13 protein-coding genes are annotated in these 18591 nt (G+C 46.6%); 5 read left to right on the plus strand and 8 right to left on the minus strand.

Annotation, left to right across the window (positions count from 1 at the left end; translation table 11 throughout):
* Positions 1-5: 5 nt before the first annotated feature.
* The 5 genes from AAA952_RS11815 to AAA952_RS11835 all read right to left on the minus strand — a co-directional run bounded on the left by AAA952_RS11815 (position 6) and on the right by AAA952_RS11835 (position 4355).
* A complete protein-coding gene (locus AAA952_RS11815) occupies positions 6-1022 on the minus strand; it encodes a FecCD family ABC transporter permease (RefSeq protein WP_028761552.1) in 1017 nt (338 codons plus the stop codon).
* Between the two features lie 65 nt (positions 1023-1087).
* Positions 1088-1966, minus strand: a complete 879-nt coding sequence (locus AAA952_RS11820; protein ID WP_445190379.1) for an ABC transporter substrate-binding protein — start codon at positions 1964-1966, stop codon at positions 1088-1090.
* A gap of 190 nt (positions 1967-2156) precedes the next feature.
* Positions 2157-2594 (minus strand): ExbD/TolR family protein, encoded by a 438-nt coding sequence (locus AAA952_RS11825; RefSeq protein ID WP_263164221.1) that lies wholly within the window; start codon positions 2592-2594, stop codon positions 2157-2159.
* Positions 2591-3346: a MotA/TolQ/ExbB proton channel family protein gene (locus AAA952_RS11830; protein ID WP_212600389.1), complete on the minus strand. Its 756-nt coding sequence runs from the start codon at positions 3344-3346 to the stop codon at positions 2591-2593. The genes AAA952_RS11825 and AAA952_RS11830 overlap by 4 nt, the downstream gene beginning before the upstream one ends.
* Before the next feature lie 121 nt (positions 3347-3467).
* Positions 3468-4355 (minus strand): energy transducer TonB, encoded by an 888-nt coding sequence (locus tag AAA952_RS11835; protein WP_338257240.1) that lies wholly within the window; start codon positions 4353-4355, stop codon positions 3468-3470.
* A 350-nt stretch (positions 4356-4705) separates the two neighbouring features.
* Between AAA952_RS11835 and AAA952_RS11840 the strand changes: the two genes are divergently transcribed.
* The 4 genes from AAA952_RS11840 to AAA952_RS11855 all read left to right on the plus strand — a co-directional run bounded on the left by AAA952_RS11840 (position 4706) and on the right by AAA952_RS11855 (position 10212).
* The gene (locus tag AAA952_RS11840; protein WP_338257241.1) at positions 4706-6796 is read left to right on the plus strand and encodes a TonB-dependent hemoglobin/transferrin/lactoferrin family receptor; all 2091 of its coding nucleotides are present in this window, start codon (positions 4706-4708) and stop codon (positions 6794-6796) included.
* 131 nt (positions 6797-6927) lie between these two features.
* Entirely contained in the window at positions 6928-7494 is a 567-nt protein-coding gene (hutX, locus tag AAA952_RS11845) for a heme utilization cystosolic carrier protein HutX (RefSeq protein ID WP_445190380.1), read from the plus strand.
* 37 nt (positions 7495-7531) lie between these two features.
* A complete protein-coding gene (gene hutZ, locus AAA952_RS11850; protein ID WP_028761546.1) occupies positions 7532-8089 on the plus strand; it encodes a heme utilization protein HutZ in 558 nt (185 codons plus the stop codon).
* A 218-nt stretch (positions 8090-8307) separates the two neighbouring features.
* Positions 8308-10212 (plus strand): ABC transporter transmembrane domain-containing protein, encoded by a 1905-nt coding sequence (locus AAA952_RS11855; protein WP_338257245.1) that lies wholly within the window; start codon positions 8308-8310, stop codon positions 10210-10212.
* Positions 10213-10309: 97 nt separating this feature from the next.
* On the opposite strand, the gene AAA952_RS11860 is transcribed toward AAA952_RS11855, so the two are convergent.
* The 3 genes from AAA952_RS11860 to AAA952_RS11870 all read right to left on the minus strand — a co-directional run bounded on the left by AAA952_RS11860 (position 10310) and on the right by AAA952_RS11870 (position 15557).
* The gene (locus tag AAA952_RS11860) at positions 10310-11911 is read right to left on the minus strand and encodes an AMP-binding protein (RefSeq protein ID WP_263148345.1); all 1602 of its coding nucleotides are present in this window, start codon (positions 11909-11911) and stop codon (positions 10310-10312) included.
* 540 nt (positions 11912-12451) lie between these two features.
* Positions 12452-13924, minus strand: coding sequence for a cytochrome c oxidase accessory protein CcoG (gene ccoG, locus AAA952_RS11865; protein WP_263141619.1), 1473 nt, complete (start codon positions 13922-13924; stop codon positions 12452-12454).
* Between the two features lie 172 nt (positions 13925-14096).
* A complete protein-coding gene (locus tag AAA952_RS11870; RefSeq protein ID WP_105250005.1) occupies positions 14097-15557 on the minus strand; it encodes a sigma-54 interaction domain-containing protein in 1461 nt (486 codons plus the stop codon).
* A 369-nt stretch (positions 15558-15926) separates the two neighbouring features.
* On the opposite strand from AAA952_RS11870, the gene AAA952_RS11875 reads away from it, so the two are divergent.
* Complete coding sequence (locus AAA952_RS11875) at positions 15927-18503, plus strand: TonB-dependent receptor plug domain-containing protein (RefSeq protein ID WP_338257345.1); 2577 nt, start codon at positions 15927-15929, stop codon at positions 18501-18503.
* The last annotated feature ends 88 nt before the right edge of the window (positions 18504-18591 follow it).

Consider the following 18591-nt stretch of genomic DNA (forward strand, 5'->3'; position numbering starts at 1 on the left):
CTCGCTTAGATTAGCTTACTGCGCTGTTGCAGTAGTAAAAAGATGAAGAAAGGCGCACCGATGAGCGCGGTGACGAGTCCAACGGGTAACTCGGCAGGCGGTAAAAAAGCGCGCGCGCCGATATCGGCCAATGCCAATAGGGCTGCACCTAAAAGTGCGCTGATGGGCAGCAGTTGGCGATGATCTGGCCCTAACATCATGCGTACTAAATGCGGTACGACGAGGCCGATAAAGCCGATAATTCCTGTTGCAGCTACACTTACGCCAACCCCTAAGGCGCAAAGCAAAATAAGCCTAAGTTTGAGCCTATCGACATCTATCCCTAAGTGGCGTGCTTCGGATTCGCCAAGCAGCAAGGCATTGAGTGCCGCCGCATCTTGGTGAAATCGCCAACTCAGTAGCGCTAAGGTCACAAGACAAAGGCTGACATATAGCCACTGCGCACCTGCAATCGATCCCATTTGCCATAGGGTTAAGTCACGTAGCGCCATGTCGTTGGCAAGATACGTGAGAACACCTATTCCTGCGCCTGCCAGCGCAGCTATGGCAACACCCGACAAAAGTAATAATACGACCGATGTACCTGTTGGGCTGCTGGCGAGTCGGTAGACGATAAGGGTGGTCACTAATCCCGATGCAAACGCACTGATGGGGATCATCAACGGATTTGCGTTGGGTAGCAGCACGATACAGATGGCTGCGCCAAGTGCTGCGCCGGATGACACTCCGATAATACCGGGATCCGCTAAGGGATTGCGAAAAAGCCCCTGCATTACCGCGCCGCACTGTGCGAGCGTAGCGCCTACTGCTAATGCCAGTAATGTGCGTGGTAAGCGCACATTGTTGATTACCAGTTGCTCGTGGGGCGCAATATTGCCGATATTTTGCTGGGTAGCCCAATTGAACACTGCATTTAGGGCGTCGACAAAGCTGATGCTAACAGGGCCAGTGCTGACCGAGAGTAAGCCGCTTAGGGCTAACAGTGTGACTAGACTCGGCCAGAGCCAGCGGTTGAGGAACATCTCAAATATCCTTTCTATTTTTATCTGGGGCTAATTAGTGCTAACTGTGCTCATCGCTGCGTCTGTTAATGGTTTTGCTTGAGCAATGTGCTGGCGAGCGTATCCGCGGCGCTTATGGCACTGATGCCTAAACCACCGAGAAGGGCTTGCGGTGCTAGTGTTTGAATATGGCCGTTTTCCCCTGCTGGGGTATGGGCGAGTAGTGGCATCTCTTTCAACAGTTCTTGAGCAATTTGTGCATTAGTTTGATCTGTGTGTTTATCGCTACGCTTTGACAGCAAAATAATGTCGGGCCGCAAGGACAGAATCCCTTCTTGAGACATGCTTTTGTAGCCATCAAACTCGGCGATATTTTGTGCCCCAGACAGCTCTATAATAGTATCTGCGGCTGTGCCTTTACCGCCAACCCGTGCACCGCGGCCTTCTTGTAACAGCATGAAGAGAATTTTGGGCTGAGAGCCAGCATCGCGCACTTGTTGTTTTTTACCCGCTAAGCTTTGCAGTTGTTGATGTAAATCTTGTTTTAATTTAACCGCATGTTCTTGGCGATTGAGTAAGTGACCTAAGGTATCCACATTGTTCATCAGTTGTGGTTCATCATTTGTTGCGGGTAATTGCACAACTTGGATATTCGCCTGTTTTAATACCTTTAGTGTGGTTTCTGGTCCCATCACATCTGAACCGACAACCAGCGTTGGGGAGAGGGCAATAATGCCTTCGGCGGAGAGCATTCTGTGATAACTAAGCTTAGCCACATGGCTCAAACTTTCAGGCACATAGCTGGTGGAGTCGATGGCGACTAGCTCATTGCCTGCGTCGAGGGCGAGCACGAGCTCTGTGACTCCTGTACCCGCACTCACGAGTCTTATCTCTGGCTCGGCACTCAGTTCAGCGCTAAAAACGCTTGAGGATAGTAAGGCCGTAAGTGCTGATGTGAAAAACATCAAATTTTTTAATGTCTTATATGTGCGCTTATGTTGATAACGCTGAACTCTGGAACCTTTTTTTACTGGTATTTTAGTTGCTTGAAACAACATGGTTAAACTCCTAATACAACTTGTTCGCGACAGGCTTAGATGCCGTTTTTTGATATCAGACTTTTGCTTTCTCATTTAAATGGCTGGTTCGGATACGCTAGTGCTCCATCAAAATTTGTGTCTGACTGATGGACTGCGTCTGCAACAGTGCAAGCAGTTGCATCAAAGGTTCCACTGGCGCGGCTTTGTCGGCGGCAATGACAACCGTCGCCTTCGGCATAGTCTGAAAATGTGCAGTAAATGCAGTGGTAAAAGTGGCTAAGTCATCAAACTCTTTGCCATCAATAGCCCAATAAGGCGCTGTTGCCATGATATTGATGGCAATTGTTTGTTTGTTGTCGATTGCCGTGATGGCCGAGCTTGGGCTTTGTGGCACATCTACCGGCAAACTCAATAATTGGCTATTTGCCGTCAGCAGTAAAAACACCAGCACGATAAAAATAATGTCGATTAACGCGGTTAAATCTAGGCTCGGAAGTTGCTCAGGCGAAGCAATGCCAGCCTGCGATAAGAATGGTTTCTCTGCACTTATCATGTCTGTGGCTCAATTTGAGAATGGGGCTTGGATGCCAATTTTTGCTCGACGCTGGTTTTACTGACTCGGGTGAATGCTTGGTAATGATTGGCATCAATTGAAATATCTTCGATACCCGCTAACCAGAGATTGAGTTGATTGAGCACATGCCCAGCGCGCAGGCATTGGCCTTGAGCCCAGATCCCAAAAAGATGGGCGGCGGTAATGGCGGGCACGGCGATCATGAGTCCGGCAGCTGTGGTGTTCATCGCAAGGCCCAGTCCAGCACTGAGTTGTGCTGGAGTGACGGGGCCTTGTGATTGCCCGAGTTGGGCAAACATTTCGATGAGTCCCAATACTGTGCCGAGCAAACCGAGTAGTGGACTAATGATGCCAATCACTTGTAAAACCTTGAGTCCGGCTTGCAAGTCGCGTTGTTGCTTATTGAGCCACAGACTGAGTAATTCTTCCCTTAGCACTTTTGGCTGGTGGACTTGTTTGAGTAACAAGGTCGCGCCACGGGCGAGTAAATCTTGCTGTGCGCTGGTTTGCGCTAGCAGCGCGCTGACGTTTTCAGTGGTTGCCGCTGAGCTTGATTGACGCAATGCTTTTACCCAGGCCTGTTTTTTGGGCCAGATTGATAGCAAAGTTTGATGCAAAAACAAGGCGCTACGTTCAAGGCAGATCATCAAAGCTAAAAAAGCACATAACAACAAGGGCCAAGTCAGCACGCCGAGTTGAGTCTGTAGGGTTGAAAAATCAGTTACGGGCATTAAGCCTCTCCAATCGATTGAAAAATAAGTTTTATATGTAAGTTAGTAAAACAAAAATCAGGCTAGTTGTGCGGTGGCTAACACTCCACGAGCTAACCTTTCAGTGGCAACATTGGGCCTGTTAGTTGAGCGCGAAGCGAATAGGCACTCTGACCTTATAATGACTCGCTAGCCTTTGCGCTGGCGCCGCAAATTGCCAGTTTTCAACTGCATCTAACGCGGCTTGATCTAACAGACTGAACCCTGAGCTTTTTACTAACGTCAGTGCCAGTTGCTCACCAAGTTCGTTAAACATCACTTCTATGGTTGCGGTGCCTTCTAGCCCTTTTTTACGCGCTATCTTTGGATAAGTCGGTTGCGGTGGTGCTGCAGCGAACAGCGGTTTGGCTAATTCCACTATGTTAGTTTGGGCACTGTCAGTTGTTACACTGGCTACATTTGGGGTCGCTTTTGCATCAACTTCGGCTGCGTTAGTGATTAAATCCATTTGTGCAGTTTTGGGTTCTGTTTGTTGTTCAACTTGTTCGAGTCGCTTATGTGCTAAAGCACTTGGGTTTAAAGCACTTGAATTTAAAGCACTTGGTTCTAAAGCGTTCGTCGCTAAAGGGTCCGTATTCGGATGATTGTTAGCCGTGGGTTTTGTTGCTGAAGATTTTTTGGCGATTTGGCTGTCAATTCGTTGATCAGCTTTAGTTTTCGGGATAACCACCTTATCGACAGATCCTACAGTTGATACTTTTTGCGCTGTACTGTTTTTTTGCACTGTACTGTTCACAGTGGCTACTTTGGCGTCTATTTGCTTGATGGGCTCTGCATTCGTGTTGCTTGCAGCGCTAGTCGTGGTAGAAAAATTAAGGGTGACAGTATTCGCGCTGGGAGTGAGCGATGCTTGATTTACGCTCGATGTTTGGGCGCTTGGCTGCATAGTCATAGCGGGTTGTGAGGCGATAACACCCGTCTGGATGGCAACTGTTAACGCGCCAAAGGCAAGATATCGTTTTGGTGTCACAGCAACCTCTTTTTTCTAATGAAAGCCATTTTCCTAATTAAGATATCTCAATATAAACAAGATCGCAAATGATAATGATTTGCATTTGATCTATTTTGTTATCTCAGGTAGAGTGCCTGCAATAGCTCGAATGAGCGCTTAAAAAAGCAGCTAAACCGACAATTTATCCTACTTTATGGGTACTGATTGCCTTGGGCTCGGTCTGGAAGGGGTTCAATCTCGAAAGAGCCAAATCTGGAATGGATCATCTGTAACAGACTCAATCTCGAAAGGATTGGCGTCTGGAAAGAGAGTCTAGGCTCAGTATTAAATTGCACGGAAACAGCTGAATATCACTTGAGGATGAAGAGATGAAAAAAAAGCCGTTAGTGATCGCCATGGCGATAGCACTGAGTGGTACGGCCCTAAGTTTTACGTTAGCGGCAGAGGAAAGTGTTAAGCCCGTTGTTCAACAGGATGCGAATAAAAAACTGGTCACGACTGAATTTGATGAAGTATTGGTGAGTGCAACACGCATCAGTGAAAAAGCCTCCGAAACCAGCCGCAGCGTGGTAGTGGTGGATGAAGAGCAACTTACGGTCGCCCAAGCATCATCAGTTGCCAATGCCCTTAAAAATGAGGCGAATATTACGTTGACCAATGGCCCAAGAGCTTCATCTCAAGGGGTTGAAATCCGTGGTTTAAGTGGCGATCGTGTGTTGCAAACAATTGACGGTGCAAGACAAAATACCAGCTCTGGTCACAGAGGTACCTACTTTATGGACCCTGAGTTGCTCAAATCCATCGAAGTGCTGCGCGGCCCTGCCAGTAGCTTGTGGGGCAGTGGTGCCCTCGGTGGTGTCGTAGCGCAGAATACTAAGTCGGCACAAGATTTTTTAGCGCCAGATGAGACCTTTGGTGGCTATTTCAAACAAGGTTATGAGACCAATGGCTCCCGCACTAAAACTAGTGGCGCTATTTATGGTCAACAAGACAGCATCGATTGGTTACTCAATGGTTCCTATTACGATTCAAACAATATAAAAACCGGTAATGACGAAACTCTAAACAACAGTGCATCCCAAGGCAGCAGTGGTTTAGCTAAATTCGGTTGGCAAGCCGACGAGGCATCACGGTTAGAGTTATCAGCAAGAGCCAGCAAAAACAATGAATTAGTACCGAGTAATCCTTCTGCTGCTGTGAGTAGTTCAGTGCCTTTGGTGCGCCGCAAGACTGACGATAAAAACCTCACCCTAAACTACAGTCTCAATCCTGCTAATAACCCGTATCTGGATACTAAGATGCAAGTGTATTGGAACAGTACCGACTACGATGAAGACCGTATTACGAAAGGTCAGCAAGACAGTACTGAGTTCCGCACTGTGGGGATTAACCTTAATAACAGTTCGCGTTTAGGCAATACTCTGTTGACCTACGGGGTCGATGGTTTTCGCGATACCATAGAAACGACGCGTGATGATTCGGGCCAAGTGGGCCAGCGTCCAGAGAATATCGATGGCGAAACCACAGTATGGGGCGCTTTTACACGTGCGGATATCGAGCTGACTCAGACGTTAAATCTTGATGCGGGTCTGCGTTATGACAGCTTTAAAAATGACAGCCATAATCTCAACTTATCCTCAGATGACAATGAGTTATCACCATCGCTTGGCTTGGTGTGGCAGACTCAGCCTTGGCTGACCTTAAGCGCCCGTTACGATCAAGCCTTCCGCGCACCTACGGTAGAGGAAATGTTTTCCAGCGGCACCCATTATTGTATCCCGCCAATCCCCGGATTTTTACCCCAAGGTTTATGTAACACCTTCGCGGTGAATTCGGATCTAAAAGCAGAGACTGCGCGCAATAAAGAAATCAAAGCGGACTTACGTTTCAGTGAGTTAGCGGGTGATGATGAACTGGCGCTAACGTTTAACATTTTCCGTAACGATGTGGACGATTTTATCGTGCAGCAAGTGTCTAATCCTTGGCGTGGCATTCCTGGATTCGAGCAAACGACCTCATGGAATAACGTTGAAGATGCACGTTTAACAGGTTTTGAAATTAGCGGTCGTTACCGTATTGGCCAAACTCGCTTAGCGATGAATTACGGCCAAACCCATGGCGAAGATCGTCAAACGGGCGATGATATAGAAGATATACCCGCCAATAAGTTCAATGTCGATTTATCCCAAGGCATTATGAAAGGCGACATGAAACTCGGCACTCGCGTCACTTATGTGGCGACTCAGTCGAATACGCCTGACGGCTTTAAAGTGGCGAAATACGACGATTACACCCTATGGGATGTGTATGTTGCGTGGGAGCCGACTATGGGTGCCATGGCGGGTGTGAGAGTGGATTTCGCAATCGAAAATATCGGTGATGAGAAGTATCAACAAGCGTGGCAAACCTTGTATCAACCGGGTCGTAATATGAAGTTATCGGCGCGCTATATGTTCTAAAGCGAGCATAACAAGCTGAATACTCGCTCCCAGTCGTAGTGCTTTTGATAACGAAAGCCCAATACCTATGGGAGCAAGTTTTGATTTAGTTACAGTAACAATCTCAATATTGAGGTGATAACAAGATGAAGATGACACTCGATACGGATAGGAATACCCAGCTAAGTCCAGATATCGCCTTCGCGGAGCAACAAGTTAAGTTGCGGCAGCGATTCGAGCAACAGGCAGAGTTAATGCCCGCTCAGCTCGCCAGTGAATTAGGCATTGCCGAGCTTGAAGTGGTTGCAGCGCTGCCGCCCGAACAAGTGGTGTTTGTTCCGTTAACTCAGCTCGATACCTTACTGCAAGCCTTACCCAAATGGGGAAAGTTAACCACTATTGTGATGTTATCTGGCAGCGTATTTGAATTTAAAGGGGATTTCCCCGAGGGAAAATACGCCCACGGTTATTACAACCTCTACAGCAAGGGCGACGGTTTGCATGGTCATCTCAAATTAGATGTCATGCGCGGCATCGCCTTGATCAGTAGACCTTTTAGAGGCAGCGAGAGCCATTCGATTAACTTTTTCGGCAGTGAAGGTGAGGTAGTGTTCAAAGTGTATTTAGGCCGTGATAAACAAAGAGCACTGTTTCCTGAGCAAGTTCGCCAATTTAAAGCGCTCGCGACTGCCTTTGCCTCGGTGCAATCACACCTCTGAATTGCAGCATTAACAAAAGTATTAAGGAAAACAGCAAATGAAGCCTGAAATTACCGAACAAGAACAGCGTCTAAGAGACAAACTCTTACCCGAAATCGAAGCCTTTAAACAGCAGCGCGAGACCTTACAACTGGCCACCATTGGTACAGATGGCCAGCCGAATGCGAGCTATGCGCCCTTCGCACTGGCCGATGATGGTTTTTATATTTTGGTGAGTGACTTAGCCCGTCACGGTCATAATTTAAAGCACTCATCTAAGGTCTCTGTGATGTTAGTTGAAGACGAAACTGCGGCCAAATCGGTTTTTGCCCGCAAGCGTTTAACCTTCGATGCGATTGCCGAGGCAGTGCCCCGCGATACGCCCGCCTTCAGCAAAGGTGTTGGTGTGTTATCGGCACGTTTTGGCGAAATGTCCGATAACCTTGCGGCGTTAACCGATTTTAACTTATATAAGCTCGCGCCCCATCAGGGTCTTTACGTCAAAGGTTTTGGCCAAGCATTTAGCCTGAGCGGCGCAGAGTTGTTAGATGTGGATTGGAAGCGCGATGGCCACCACGGCACGCCAAAAACGCCGGAAAACAAGCAAGTCGCTTAAGTCGCGCTAAGCGATGGCAATAAAACAAACCCGCACTCGCTGCGGGTTTCTTTTATGCTTTTCTTTTGAGTAAAACCACACAGCCCTTGAATTCCACTGCAAGAGGTAGCATCTCACTTATATGCTTTAAGTCATGCTGCGCGGTTAACGGCTGCAGATGATCCCATTCATGCTGATGTTATATTTGAATTGCCTTACCTACCTCAAGGATGCCACCCGTGACCGAGCCGACAGCCGAACTAGCCAAATCATCTGAACCCATTAAAGCGGGGGCTGAACCATTGCCCGAAAAGTTAATTCCAGTCACGCCCACATCAAGCGCTGATACATCAAAGGTTAAACGGACCTCGGCGCAGCAAAGATCGGTATTGCCTTGGATTATGGGGTTTCTTAAACCCTATAAACTGAAAGTTGTCGCGGCGATTATCTGCTTGATGATAGGGTCACTCGCTTGGCTATCATTAGGCCAAGGTGTGCGCTTAATGGTTGATGAAGGCTTTGTAAGGGATAATGCGCAGCGGCTGAATGAAATCATACTGTTAGTGCTCGGAATTACCGCCGTCAGTGGCACAGCTGTGTTTTGCCGCTTCTACTTGATGACTTGGCTTGGCGAGCGGGTCAGCGCCGATATTCGTCTAACGGTTTACAATCAACTGCTTAAACTTTCTCCCGCCTTTTACGCTAAGGTGCGCACCGGTGAAGTGATCTCCCGTTTTACCGCCGATTCTACTTTGCTACAAACTGTGGTGGGTTCGAGTCTTTCCATGGCGCTGCGTTCTGGGGTGACTGTGCTCGGTGGGATCTTGATGATGGGCATCACTAGCGTGAAGATGACCTTATTGGTGCTATTGGCCGTGCCTTTAGTCTTAGGGCCGGTGTTTTTCTTCGGGCGTAAAGTGCGGCTACTGGCGCGCGAAAGCCAAGATAGAGTCGCCGATCTTGGTGCCTATGTGGATGAAACGCTACATGAAATTCACACGGTACAAGCCTATGGGCATGAAGATAAAGACCGTAGCTTGTTCAATCGCCGCGTCGAAGATGTCATGTCTGCGGCCAGTGGCCGGATCCGTTACCGTGCCTTATTGATCTCAACCGTGATGTTTTTAAGTATCGCCGCAATTGCTATGGTGACTTGGGTCGGTGCCCACGATGTGATGGCGGGTAAGATGACGGGCGGTGAGTTATCTGCCTTTATGTTTTACGCTGTGATGGTTGCGGGCGCAGTGGCGACCATTAGCGAAGTGATAGGCGAAATTCAGCGGGCTTCTGGCGCCGCCGAACGTTTAATCGAACTGGCTGAAATACAAGTGGATATTCCCGTTGCAACTCATCCTGTGACTTTGCCCGCCAAGGTCAGTGGCGAGTTAATGATTGAAGGGCTCAATTTTGCCTATCCAGAGCATGATGCCTTAGTGCTAAAACAGCTCAATATGGCTATTGCCGTGGGTGAGCGGGTTGCCTTAGTCGGGCCAAGTGGCGCGGGTAAAAGTACCTTGTTCCAGTTATTGCAACGCTTTTATGTGCCTAGCGCTGGCAGTATTCGACTGGAAGGTATTGATATTGCCAATCTTCTTCCGCAGGAGTTGCGGTCGCAGTTTGCTCTAGTGCCGCAGGACTCGGTGATTTTTGCGACTAGCGTACTTGAAAACGTGCGTTATGGTCGAGTCGATGCCACCGAGCAAGAAGTGATAGATGCCTGTATTGCGGCCCGTGCCCACGAGTTTATTAGCGAGTTTACTGAAGGTTATCAAACCTATTTAGGTGAGCGTGGTGTGCGGCTTTCTGGTGGACAAAAGCAACGTATTGCCATTGCGCGGGCGATTTTAGCCAACAGACCGATATTGTTACTCGATGAAGCGACCAGCGCTTTAGATGCGGTAAGCGAGCAGAAAGTGAAGCAAGCGCTGGATGTATTGATGGCGGGTAAAACGACTTTGATTATTGCTCACCGTTTATCGACGGTAATCAATGCCGATAGGATTTTTGTGTTTGATAAGGGCGAGATTGTCGCCAGCGGTCGCCACCAAGAGCTGATGCAATCGAATGCGTTATATCGTGAATTTGCCAGTCTGCAATTGTTAACCGAAGAGGCCAATGCCAGCGCCTTGAATGAGACCGTGTAGGTAAAATAAAACCCAGTTGCTAGCTGAAACGCTCAGGCTAGCTTATTGGGTCTTTTATTGTGTTTTTGTTTCTTAGCTTTGCCTTTAAATGCGTTTTTTAAGCCTTATCTTTTAGCTCGCGGCGCAGAATTTTGCCGACGGTACTTTTAGGTAATTGCGCCATAAATTCAATGACTTTTGGCAATTTATAGGCGGTTAACTGCTCGCGGCAATAGGTTAGAATGGCCTCTTTAGCCTGTTGATGATCTTGGCTATCATCCTTAAGCACGATAAAGGCTTTAACCGCTTCGCCCGAGTGTTCATCTTTTACTCCCACCACGGCGCATTCGATCACATTAGGGTGGCTCGCTAGGACGTTTTCCACTTCGTTGGGATAGACATTAAAACCTGAGACTATGATCATATCTTTTTTACGATCAACTATTTGGTGGAAACCTTCCGCTGTTGCTATGGCAATATCCCCAGTTTTGAAGAAGCCATCTTGAGTCATAGCATTGGCGGTTTCCTGCGGATTATTCCAATATCCCCGCATGACTTGTGGGCCGCGTGCAGCTAATTCTCCGGCCGTACCTAAGGGCACTTCAATGTCGTTTTCATCTAAGAGTTTAACCTCAGTGCCAATCACAGGTTTACCAATAGTGCCTAGTTTTTGATAACCGGGTGCATTGAGTGAAATCACCGGCGAAGTTTCAGATAGCCCATAACCTTCACTGATCATGTTGCCTGTCGTCTGTTGCCAAATGTTGGCCGCCGCGGCTGTCAGTGCTGTGCCGCCCGAGATGGTGATTTTTAAATGGCTAAAATCGAGTGCTTTAAACTCGGGTTGATGGCATAGGGCGACAAACAGAGTATTGAGTCCTGCAAATCCAGTGAAGGGATATTTGGCGAGTGTCTTAATTAAGCCGCTAATATCCCGTGGATTTGGAATTAATACCGAGCAGCCGCCACACTCGAAATACAGCACTAAGTTCACCATAAACGCATAAATATGGTAAATCGGTAGCGGTGCAACGAAGATATCTTCCCCTTCGGTGATCACGCTCGCGATGCGGGATTTTACCTGCGCCGCATTAGCGAGCATATTGCCGTGGGTCAACATGGCACCTTTAGATAATCCTGTGGTGCCGCCCGTATATTGCAATGCCGAGAGGTCGTCGAGATTTGAGATAAATCGGCTAAAGGGGAGTTCTGCGCCTTGTTTTAAAATTTGGCAAAACTCCACATTCTTCAGGCCTGTCTTAGGCTGTACGTGCGGATCGATCAAATCTAAAGGGTGGGTTGAAATGACGTATTCTATTTTGGTGCTGTCGATGACTTTGGCTAAGGTCGGTAATAGATCGGATAACACCACGATCGCTTTGGCACCAGAATCATTGAACTGATGGATGAGCTCACGCTCGGTATATAGGGGATTAGTGTTAACTAAGATAAGCCCAGCCCTGATTGCGCCGTAGGCCGCGATGACAAATTGGGTGATATTAGGCAATTGAATGGCGATGCGATCGCCCGGTTTGAGTGTGGTCTTATTTTGTAAATAGGCGGCAAAGTAACGAGAGTCGCGTTCTATCTCGTTAAAACTGCTGGTTTTACCGAGACAGGCATAGGCGGGTTTATCACCGTAACGCAGGCTGGTTTTCTCGATCAGATCGACCAGTGATGAGTAGTTTAGTTTGAGTTGAGAGTCTTGATCGTATGCCATGCTGAACTACCTCAAAGATGATGTTTATTAGTTGTTATTATTTTGGAGTTAAACAGGTGTTTAGATTAGAGGGTGTTAGCACTAGAGGTCAATGCTTATCGCGAAAAACATCTTTATGCCAATAACGGTATCTTTATGTAACAAATAGTATTTTTACTCTAAAGCTGAGTGCTTAACGATAGCTTAGTTATCTTAGAAGCTAGTTATCTTAGAAGCTTAGTTATCTAATGAACCACAAAACCTAAATAAGAGTTGAAGGAAAGACAATTTAAAATTTGTAACCGTTATGTTTCTAAGGATTGAGATTGAATCTGCTCAATTTGCTTTGTCTATATGCGCCGTTTAACGGGGGAATTTTCAGCTTTGTAGGTGTTTAAGGTTTTATTCCGATGTATGAGACGTTAAAGATCAGGTTGTCATTTGGGGATGAATTTCTGCCTTTAACTGGCGCTTGAGTTGATTCCTCAAGCGCCGATTGGGTAGTTAATTTGATGATGACCAATGTTACGGTGACTCATATTAAGTGCTAAAAGCTCTGTGCTAAGGACTGAAGAATCCGGTTTCTTGGCTTACTTGTTGCGTTGGCTGTTTAACATCCGTCACCGAGAATTGGATCATTTTGCGCCCCGAGGGGATGGCATCCTTATCGGCTAATACTGTGACGGGATAGTCCACTTGTTCACCCGCTGCCAAGGTAATAATAGGATCGGCAATCAAGCTAAAGGGCATTTCACTGTCGACGGCGAGTTGATACTGCTTAGTATCTTGCGTCTTGTTGCGGATCTTTAGCTGATAGGTATTTTCAACTTTATTATCTGAGGTTTCACGGTACAAGCTTTGGCGATCACGGATCACGTTAAGCTGGATCTCGCTGCGGCTATTTAAGTCTAACCCTATGACGATAAACATGATAATGACCGCTGCACCGTAGCCTAAGAAACGCGGCGAGCGCCAATAGGAGTAATTCACTCCCTTAAGATCATTTTCACTCATATAGCCGATAAGATTCTGCTTGTAATCGAACTTCAACATAGTCTCATTACAGGCATCGACACAGGCGCCGCAGTTAATGCACTCATATTGCAAACCGTTACGAATATCTATCCCTGTTGGGCACACTTCGACACATAAATTACAGTCAACACAGTCACCTAAAGTATGGTCATCTTGATTGTTCTCTTGTTTACGTTTGCGAGGGCCACGGGCTTCACCGCGCTGTGCATCATAGGTCACGGTTTTAGTGTTGGCATCGAACATCACAGCTTGGAAACGTGAATAGGGGCAGCAATGTAAGCACATTTGCTCGCGCATCCAGCCCGCATTGAGATAAGTACAAATGGCGAAAAACCACACCCAGCTTGTCACCCAGAAGCTGGCATTACCCGTCAAGATGTCCACATAAAGTTCGCGGGCGGGAATAAAATAACCGATAAAACCACAGCCAGTGAGCAGAGCCGTTAGACCCCAAAGTAAGTGCTTTGCACTTCTTTTACCGATTTTACTGCTAGTCCAAGGGGCTTTATCGAGCTGCTTACGTTTATTACTGCTGCCTTCGATGCGTGTTTCTATCCATACATAGATAAAGGTCCAAGCTGTTTGTGGGCAAAGGTAACCGCACCAAACACGGCCCCAAAATACGGTAATGAAAAACAGACCGAAGGCGGCGGCGATAAAAATCCATGCCAGCAAGGTAAAGTCCTGTGGCCAGAGCGTGATACCAAAGAAGAAAAACTGTTGTTGGCTGATATCTAACAGTATTGCTTGGCGGCCATCAATAGAGATAAACGGCAAGGCGAAAAACATCACGATCAATAGGCTATTCATCATGGTTCGCAGGCGCTGAAAATCACCTTTTTGCTCACGGAAATGGATATTACCAGAGGGGAGACGACTCTTTGCTGCGGTTTCAGTAGAGAGGTTTTTAACCGGAATGTGTAGCTCTACTGAGGCAGGTTTCGCGCCCACACTCTTATTTACACTTGGAGAATTTGGGGTAACTTCGCTCTTGGGCATAAAGGGTCCTAACGGCTTAAATAAGATTCGCCTCCCTATAGCAAGCTCTAGGCCAAGTTTTAATTGGCTCAACATAATGATATTTATGATTATTTTGTGATTGGAACTAGATGCGGATCACGATATATCACACATTGGCGATATATCGCGTTTTTAGTGTGCTCGTTTTGAATTAGATTTCACTCGATTGACGCTGGATCCCCAGTTTTTTCATTCGTGATCTCAGTGTACTTGCGGGCACACCGAGGACATTCGCTGCGCCGAGTGGGCCGGATATGCGCCAGTTTAAGCGCTTAAGGGTTTGTTCTATATGCAGCGCTTCCGCTTCTGCTAAGGTTTGCCCTTGGGTTTGAGCTAAGGGATTATTGCTCGGCATAGCGTGGATCTGCAGAATATCTCCTTGAGATAGAATGGCTTCGCGTTCGAGGATATTTTGCAGTTCGCGCACATTGCCCGGCCAAGTATAAGCCATGAGTTTTTGTAGCCCTTTTTGGCTCACTCCACGAATTTTTTTACCTAGCTTACGATTCAAGTTGTGCAGAATATGGCTGACGAGTTCGGGAATATCTTCGATTCTTGCGCGCAGTGGTGGTACTTGAATAGGGAATACATTCAAACGGTAATAGAGATCCATCCTAAATAATCCCTGTTCGACTCGCTTGAGTAAATCGTGGTGACTGGCGGCGACTAAGCGAATATCCACTTGAATGGTTTCGCTGCCTCCGAGGCGTTCGAAGGATTGCTCTTGGATGACCCGCAGTAGTTTTGATTGGGCTTCTAAACTGAGTTCAGCGACTTCGTCGAGGAACAGTGTGCCTTGATGAGCAAGTTCGAAGCGACCTTTACGGCGGCTCGTGGCGCCAGTAAATGCCCCCTTCTCGTGACCAAAGAGTTCACTTTCTAGTAAAGATGCCGAAAACGCGGCACAGTTGACACTGATCATGGGTTTATCTTTGCGGCGACTGAGCTGATGTAAGTTACGGGCAACGAGTTCTTTTCCTGTGCCATTTTCACCACAAATGAGCACAGTACTGTCGGTATTGGCCACCATGTGCAATTGCTGGATCATATGGCGGATCACTGTACTGGCACCCGAAATATCCACATCACCCGTTTTGTCTGCCAACTCTGCCTGTAGATAATGATTTTCAGAGGCGAGTCGCTCCGAGAGTGCTTGTACTTGAGCTAGGGCTTGGCGTAATGACTGCTCTGTTTGTTTTTGAATACTAATGTCACGAAATATCGCGACTACGCCAATCAGTTGATTGTCACGGTAAACAGGGGTGGAACTGTAATGAACGGGGAAGCTACTGCCATCTTTACGCCAAAATACATCGTGAGTGATTTCTCGGGTGATCCCATCCTTTAAGGTGTTGTAAATTGGACAATCCTCTTGGGGATAATGACTGCCATCTGCATGGCTGTGATGATGACAGTTATGGATGTTTTTACCGAGTAGCTCTTCATTCTTCCAACCCGTCATGCGTTCGGCTGCCGGATTGATAAACACCGCATTACCGCTTAAATCAAATCCATAAATACCTTCGCCGACAGCGTTGAGCAATAACTGGTTTTCCGGTAAGAAATGCTTATCTATCGATTTTTCATTATTGACTGAAATCTTATTGGTCATCTGTCTTACTCTGGTTTTGGCGGTATTTTCTGAGTATACCTTAAGTACTGTGACGCGATATATCGTGTTTTTGATTATGCCCTTTAAGCATTTTTTCTTTGGTGATTTTTCTGCTCACACTTTTTGCCGTTCGAATACATTTTACTTGATGCCATCCTCTAAAAAATATTTTCACCTAAGGAATTGATATAAAAGATAAATTACTAATATTCATTCAAAAGTCTGATTTAACATTGGATGTTGTTTAATTTATGTTATAAAAATGTTTGTGCAATGTGATTTTGTGTTGGCCGTGGTAGCAAGGTTTAGGGACGAGAATCGCACAAAGCAGGTCAGGTATTCTAAAAATAATAAGCAGTTGGGATGAATATGATGACCTCAAAGAAGCAGAAGTTTGGATTAAGTGCAGTGAGTTTGGCGATTACTCTAGCCTTGTCTGGTAGTTTAATCAGTCCGCAGGCAATAGCAGAAGAAGATGAGACGGCTGTTAAAAATGAGAACGTTGAAAAAATTGCAGTTGTAGGGTCCCGTGCTGCGCCACGCTCAATCGGCGATTCTCCCGTTCCTATTGATATTATTAGTAGTGACGACCTTAAAAAAAATGGCTCAACTGACATGATTGATATGTTAGTGACTTCGGTGCCATCGTTTAACTCACGCGCTCAACCTATTAGTGATGCAGCAACCTTAGTTCGTCCCGTTAATTTACGGGGTTTGCCATCAGACAGTACGCTAGTGCTAGTCAACGGTAAGCGTCGTCACCGTGCATCTGTGATTGCGTTCCAAGGTGGTGGTATTAACGATGGCGCTCAAGGTCCTGATATCTCAGTTATTCCTAGTTCTGCATTAAAGCAAGTTGAAGTGTTGCGCGACGGCGCTGCGGCGCAGTATGGGTCGGATGCGATTGCCGGAGTCATGAACTTTGTTTTAAAAGATAATTCCGAGGGTGGTTCCATCACTGTGACCCAAGGAGAATATTACGAGGGTGATGGTGCTACAACTACGGTCGAAGGTGATGTCGGTTTACCTGTGACTGAAAATGGCTTCGTCAATTTAAGCTTCCAGTATAAAAATGCTGATTCCACTAGCCGTAGTGTGCAGCGTCCAGATGCGGCTAACTTAGCCGAGCAGGGTAATACCGCGATTAATGACCCCGCACAAGTGTGGGGTAATCCTGAGATTAATGATGACTATTCAGTGTTCATCAACTCAGGCTTAGACATTAATGCCAATATGCATGCCTATGCCTTTGGTAATCTGTCTTCCCGCGATGCCGTGGGAGGCTTCTATTATCGTTACCCGCAAAATCGTAGCAACGTGTATTCCAATGATGGTGGCCAGAATTTACTTGTGGGCGCTGTAAATGGTGATCCATCAACATGTGGACTCGTACCTATCCCTAAAAATGCTGATGGAAGTGACGGCAACGTACTCGACACTGATGCATACAAGGCGATGGTTGCCGACCCAAATTGCTTTGCTATGAACCAGATATTTCCAGGTGGCTATACGCCACAGTTCACCGGCACCATTGAAGATATGTCCTTCTTCGCAGGTGTAAAAGGCGATATCGGTGAATGGAATTATGATTTCAGTGCTGGTACTGGGGCGAACAAAGCCAGTTTTGGTCTTAAAAATTCGTTGAATCCATCATTAGGATTAGACACACCGACCGATTTCGATACGGGGACTTATGAGCAAGTTGAAACTACCGTTAACCTCGATTTTTCGCGCTTCATAACCTTAGGAGGTATTGAAGACATTAGTTTTGCTTCTGGTTTTGAATGGCGAAATGAGTCGTTTGAGATTTCTCAAGGTGATGAAGCCTCGTGGATTGCAGGCCCTTATGCTAGCCAAGGTTTCAACATTGGTGCGCACGGTTTTAAAGGCTTTGGCCCAGAGTCTGCGGGTAAAAACTCACGTCATAACATAGGTATTTATACTGATTTAGAAGCTTATTTAAGTGATGACTGGTTACTCGGTTTAGCACTGCGCTACGAAGACTTTTCAACCTTTGGTGATACGTTAAATTACAAATTGACGTTGCAGTATTCTGCAACGGATGAATTGTCGTTCCGCGCCTCACACAGCACCGGCTTTCGTGCTCCAACGGTTGGCCAAGAAAACGTGGTGAATACCCAGACATCGATCATCGATGGTGAATTGATCCAGACCTTTATTGCCCCCCCAACCGATCCGCTTGCGGCATTTTACGGTGGTGAAGTGTTAAAGCCTGAAGAGTCGATTAGTTATGCGATTGGAGCTGTATATGAGTATGAAAGCTTCTTCTTAACGGTCGATTATTACAACATTGCCGTTGAGGGCCGTATTGCGCAGTCGAGTAAGATTGATGTTGAAGCTAAAGATTATGATGCGCTGCGGGCTGCGGGCGTTGAGTTCCCTGAGTTAATCCAAGGCGTGAGTTATTACACCAACGACTTTGATACAACCACTCAAGGTATCGACATCGTCGCCTCCTATGATGCGGAAATCCTGTCGGGTAATGCTAAGTTCAGTCTTGCCTATGGTTGGACTGATACCAGCGTTGATAAGTTTGATCTTAAAACAACCGATGCGGGTAAAGTTCGTCGATTAGAAGATGGTATCCCAGCGCACCGTGCCACCTTAACTTGGGCACAGTCATGGGACAAGGTAACCCTGTCACTGCGTGGTAACTATTTTGGTGAGTACTATGCGACTCACGCTGATGATACCTCTGACTGGGGCTCTGAAATGGCTGATGCTGCGGTGACCGTCGATCTTGAAATGAGCTATCAATTACTTGATGGCTTAACGCTGGCTGTGGGGGCTAATAATCTATTTGATCAAGAAGCGCAAAAGCTGAAAGAAGGGACCTTGGGTGAACTCGGTGGCGTTTATTATGAAAGTGGGCCATTCGATTACAACGGCGGTTTCTACTATGGTCGAGTGAATTACCGTTTTTAATGAGTAAGCCAATTTATAGAAGCGATTTCTAACCCACCTTTCAAGAAATTTGGCTTTTATAAATAGAAGTGAAGTAAGCAAAAAGGCT

The organism is Shewanella sp. M-Br, from assembly GCF_036245925.1.
In the GTDB taxonomy this organism is placed as follows: Bacteria; Pseudomonadota; Gammaproteobacteria; order Enterobacterales; family Shewanellaceae; genus Shewanella; species Shewanella oncorhynchi.

Bases quoted from the DNA above. Each gene is read 5' to 3' on its own strand.
- hutZ (WP_028761546.1), top strand. From the start codon at position 7,532: ATGAAGCCTGAAATTACCGAACAAGAACAGCGTCTAAGAGACAAACTC.
- AAA952_RS11875 (WP_338257345.1), top strand. From the start codon at position 15,927: ATGATGACCTCAAAGAAGCAGAAGTTTGGATTAAGTGCAGTGAGTTTG.
- AAA952_RS11830 (WP_212600389.1), bottom strand. From the start codon at position 3,346: ATGCCCGTAACTGATTTTTCAACCCTACAGACTCAACTCGGCGTGCTG.
- hutX (WP_445190380.1), top strand. From the start codon at position 6,928: ATGACACTCGATACGGATAGGAATACCCAGCTAAGTCCAGATATCGCC.
- AAA952_RS11825 (WP_263164221.1), bottom strand. From the start codon at position 2,594: ATGATAAGTGCAGAGAAACCATTCTTATCGCAGGCTGGCATTGCTTCG.
- AAA952_RS11815 (WP_028761552.1), bottom strand. From the start codon at position 1,022: ATGTTCCTCAACCGCTGGCTCTGGCCGAGTCTAGTCACACTGTTAGCC.
- AAA952_RS11840 (WP_338257241.1), top strand. From the start codon at position 4,706: ATGAAAAAAAAGCCGTTAGTGATCGCCATGGCGATAGCACTGAGTGGT.
- AAA952_RS11820 (WP_445190379.1), bottom strand. From the start codon at position 1,966: ATGTTTTTCACATCAGCACTTACGGCCTTACTATCCTCAAGCGTTTTT.
- ccoG (WP_263141619.1), bottom strand. From the start codon at position 13,924: ATGCCCAAGAGCGAAGTTACCCCAAATTCTCCAAGTGTAAATAAGAGT.
- AAA952_RS11860 (WP_263148345.1), bottom strand. From the start codon at position 11,911: ATGGCATACGATCAAGACTCTCAACTCAAACTAAACTACTCATCACTG.
- AAA952_RS11870 (WP_105250005.1), bottom strand. From the start codon at position 15,557: ATGACCAATAAGATTTCAGTCAATAATGAAAAATCGATAGATAAGCAT.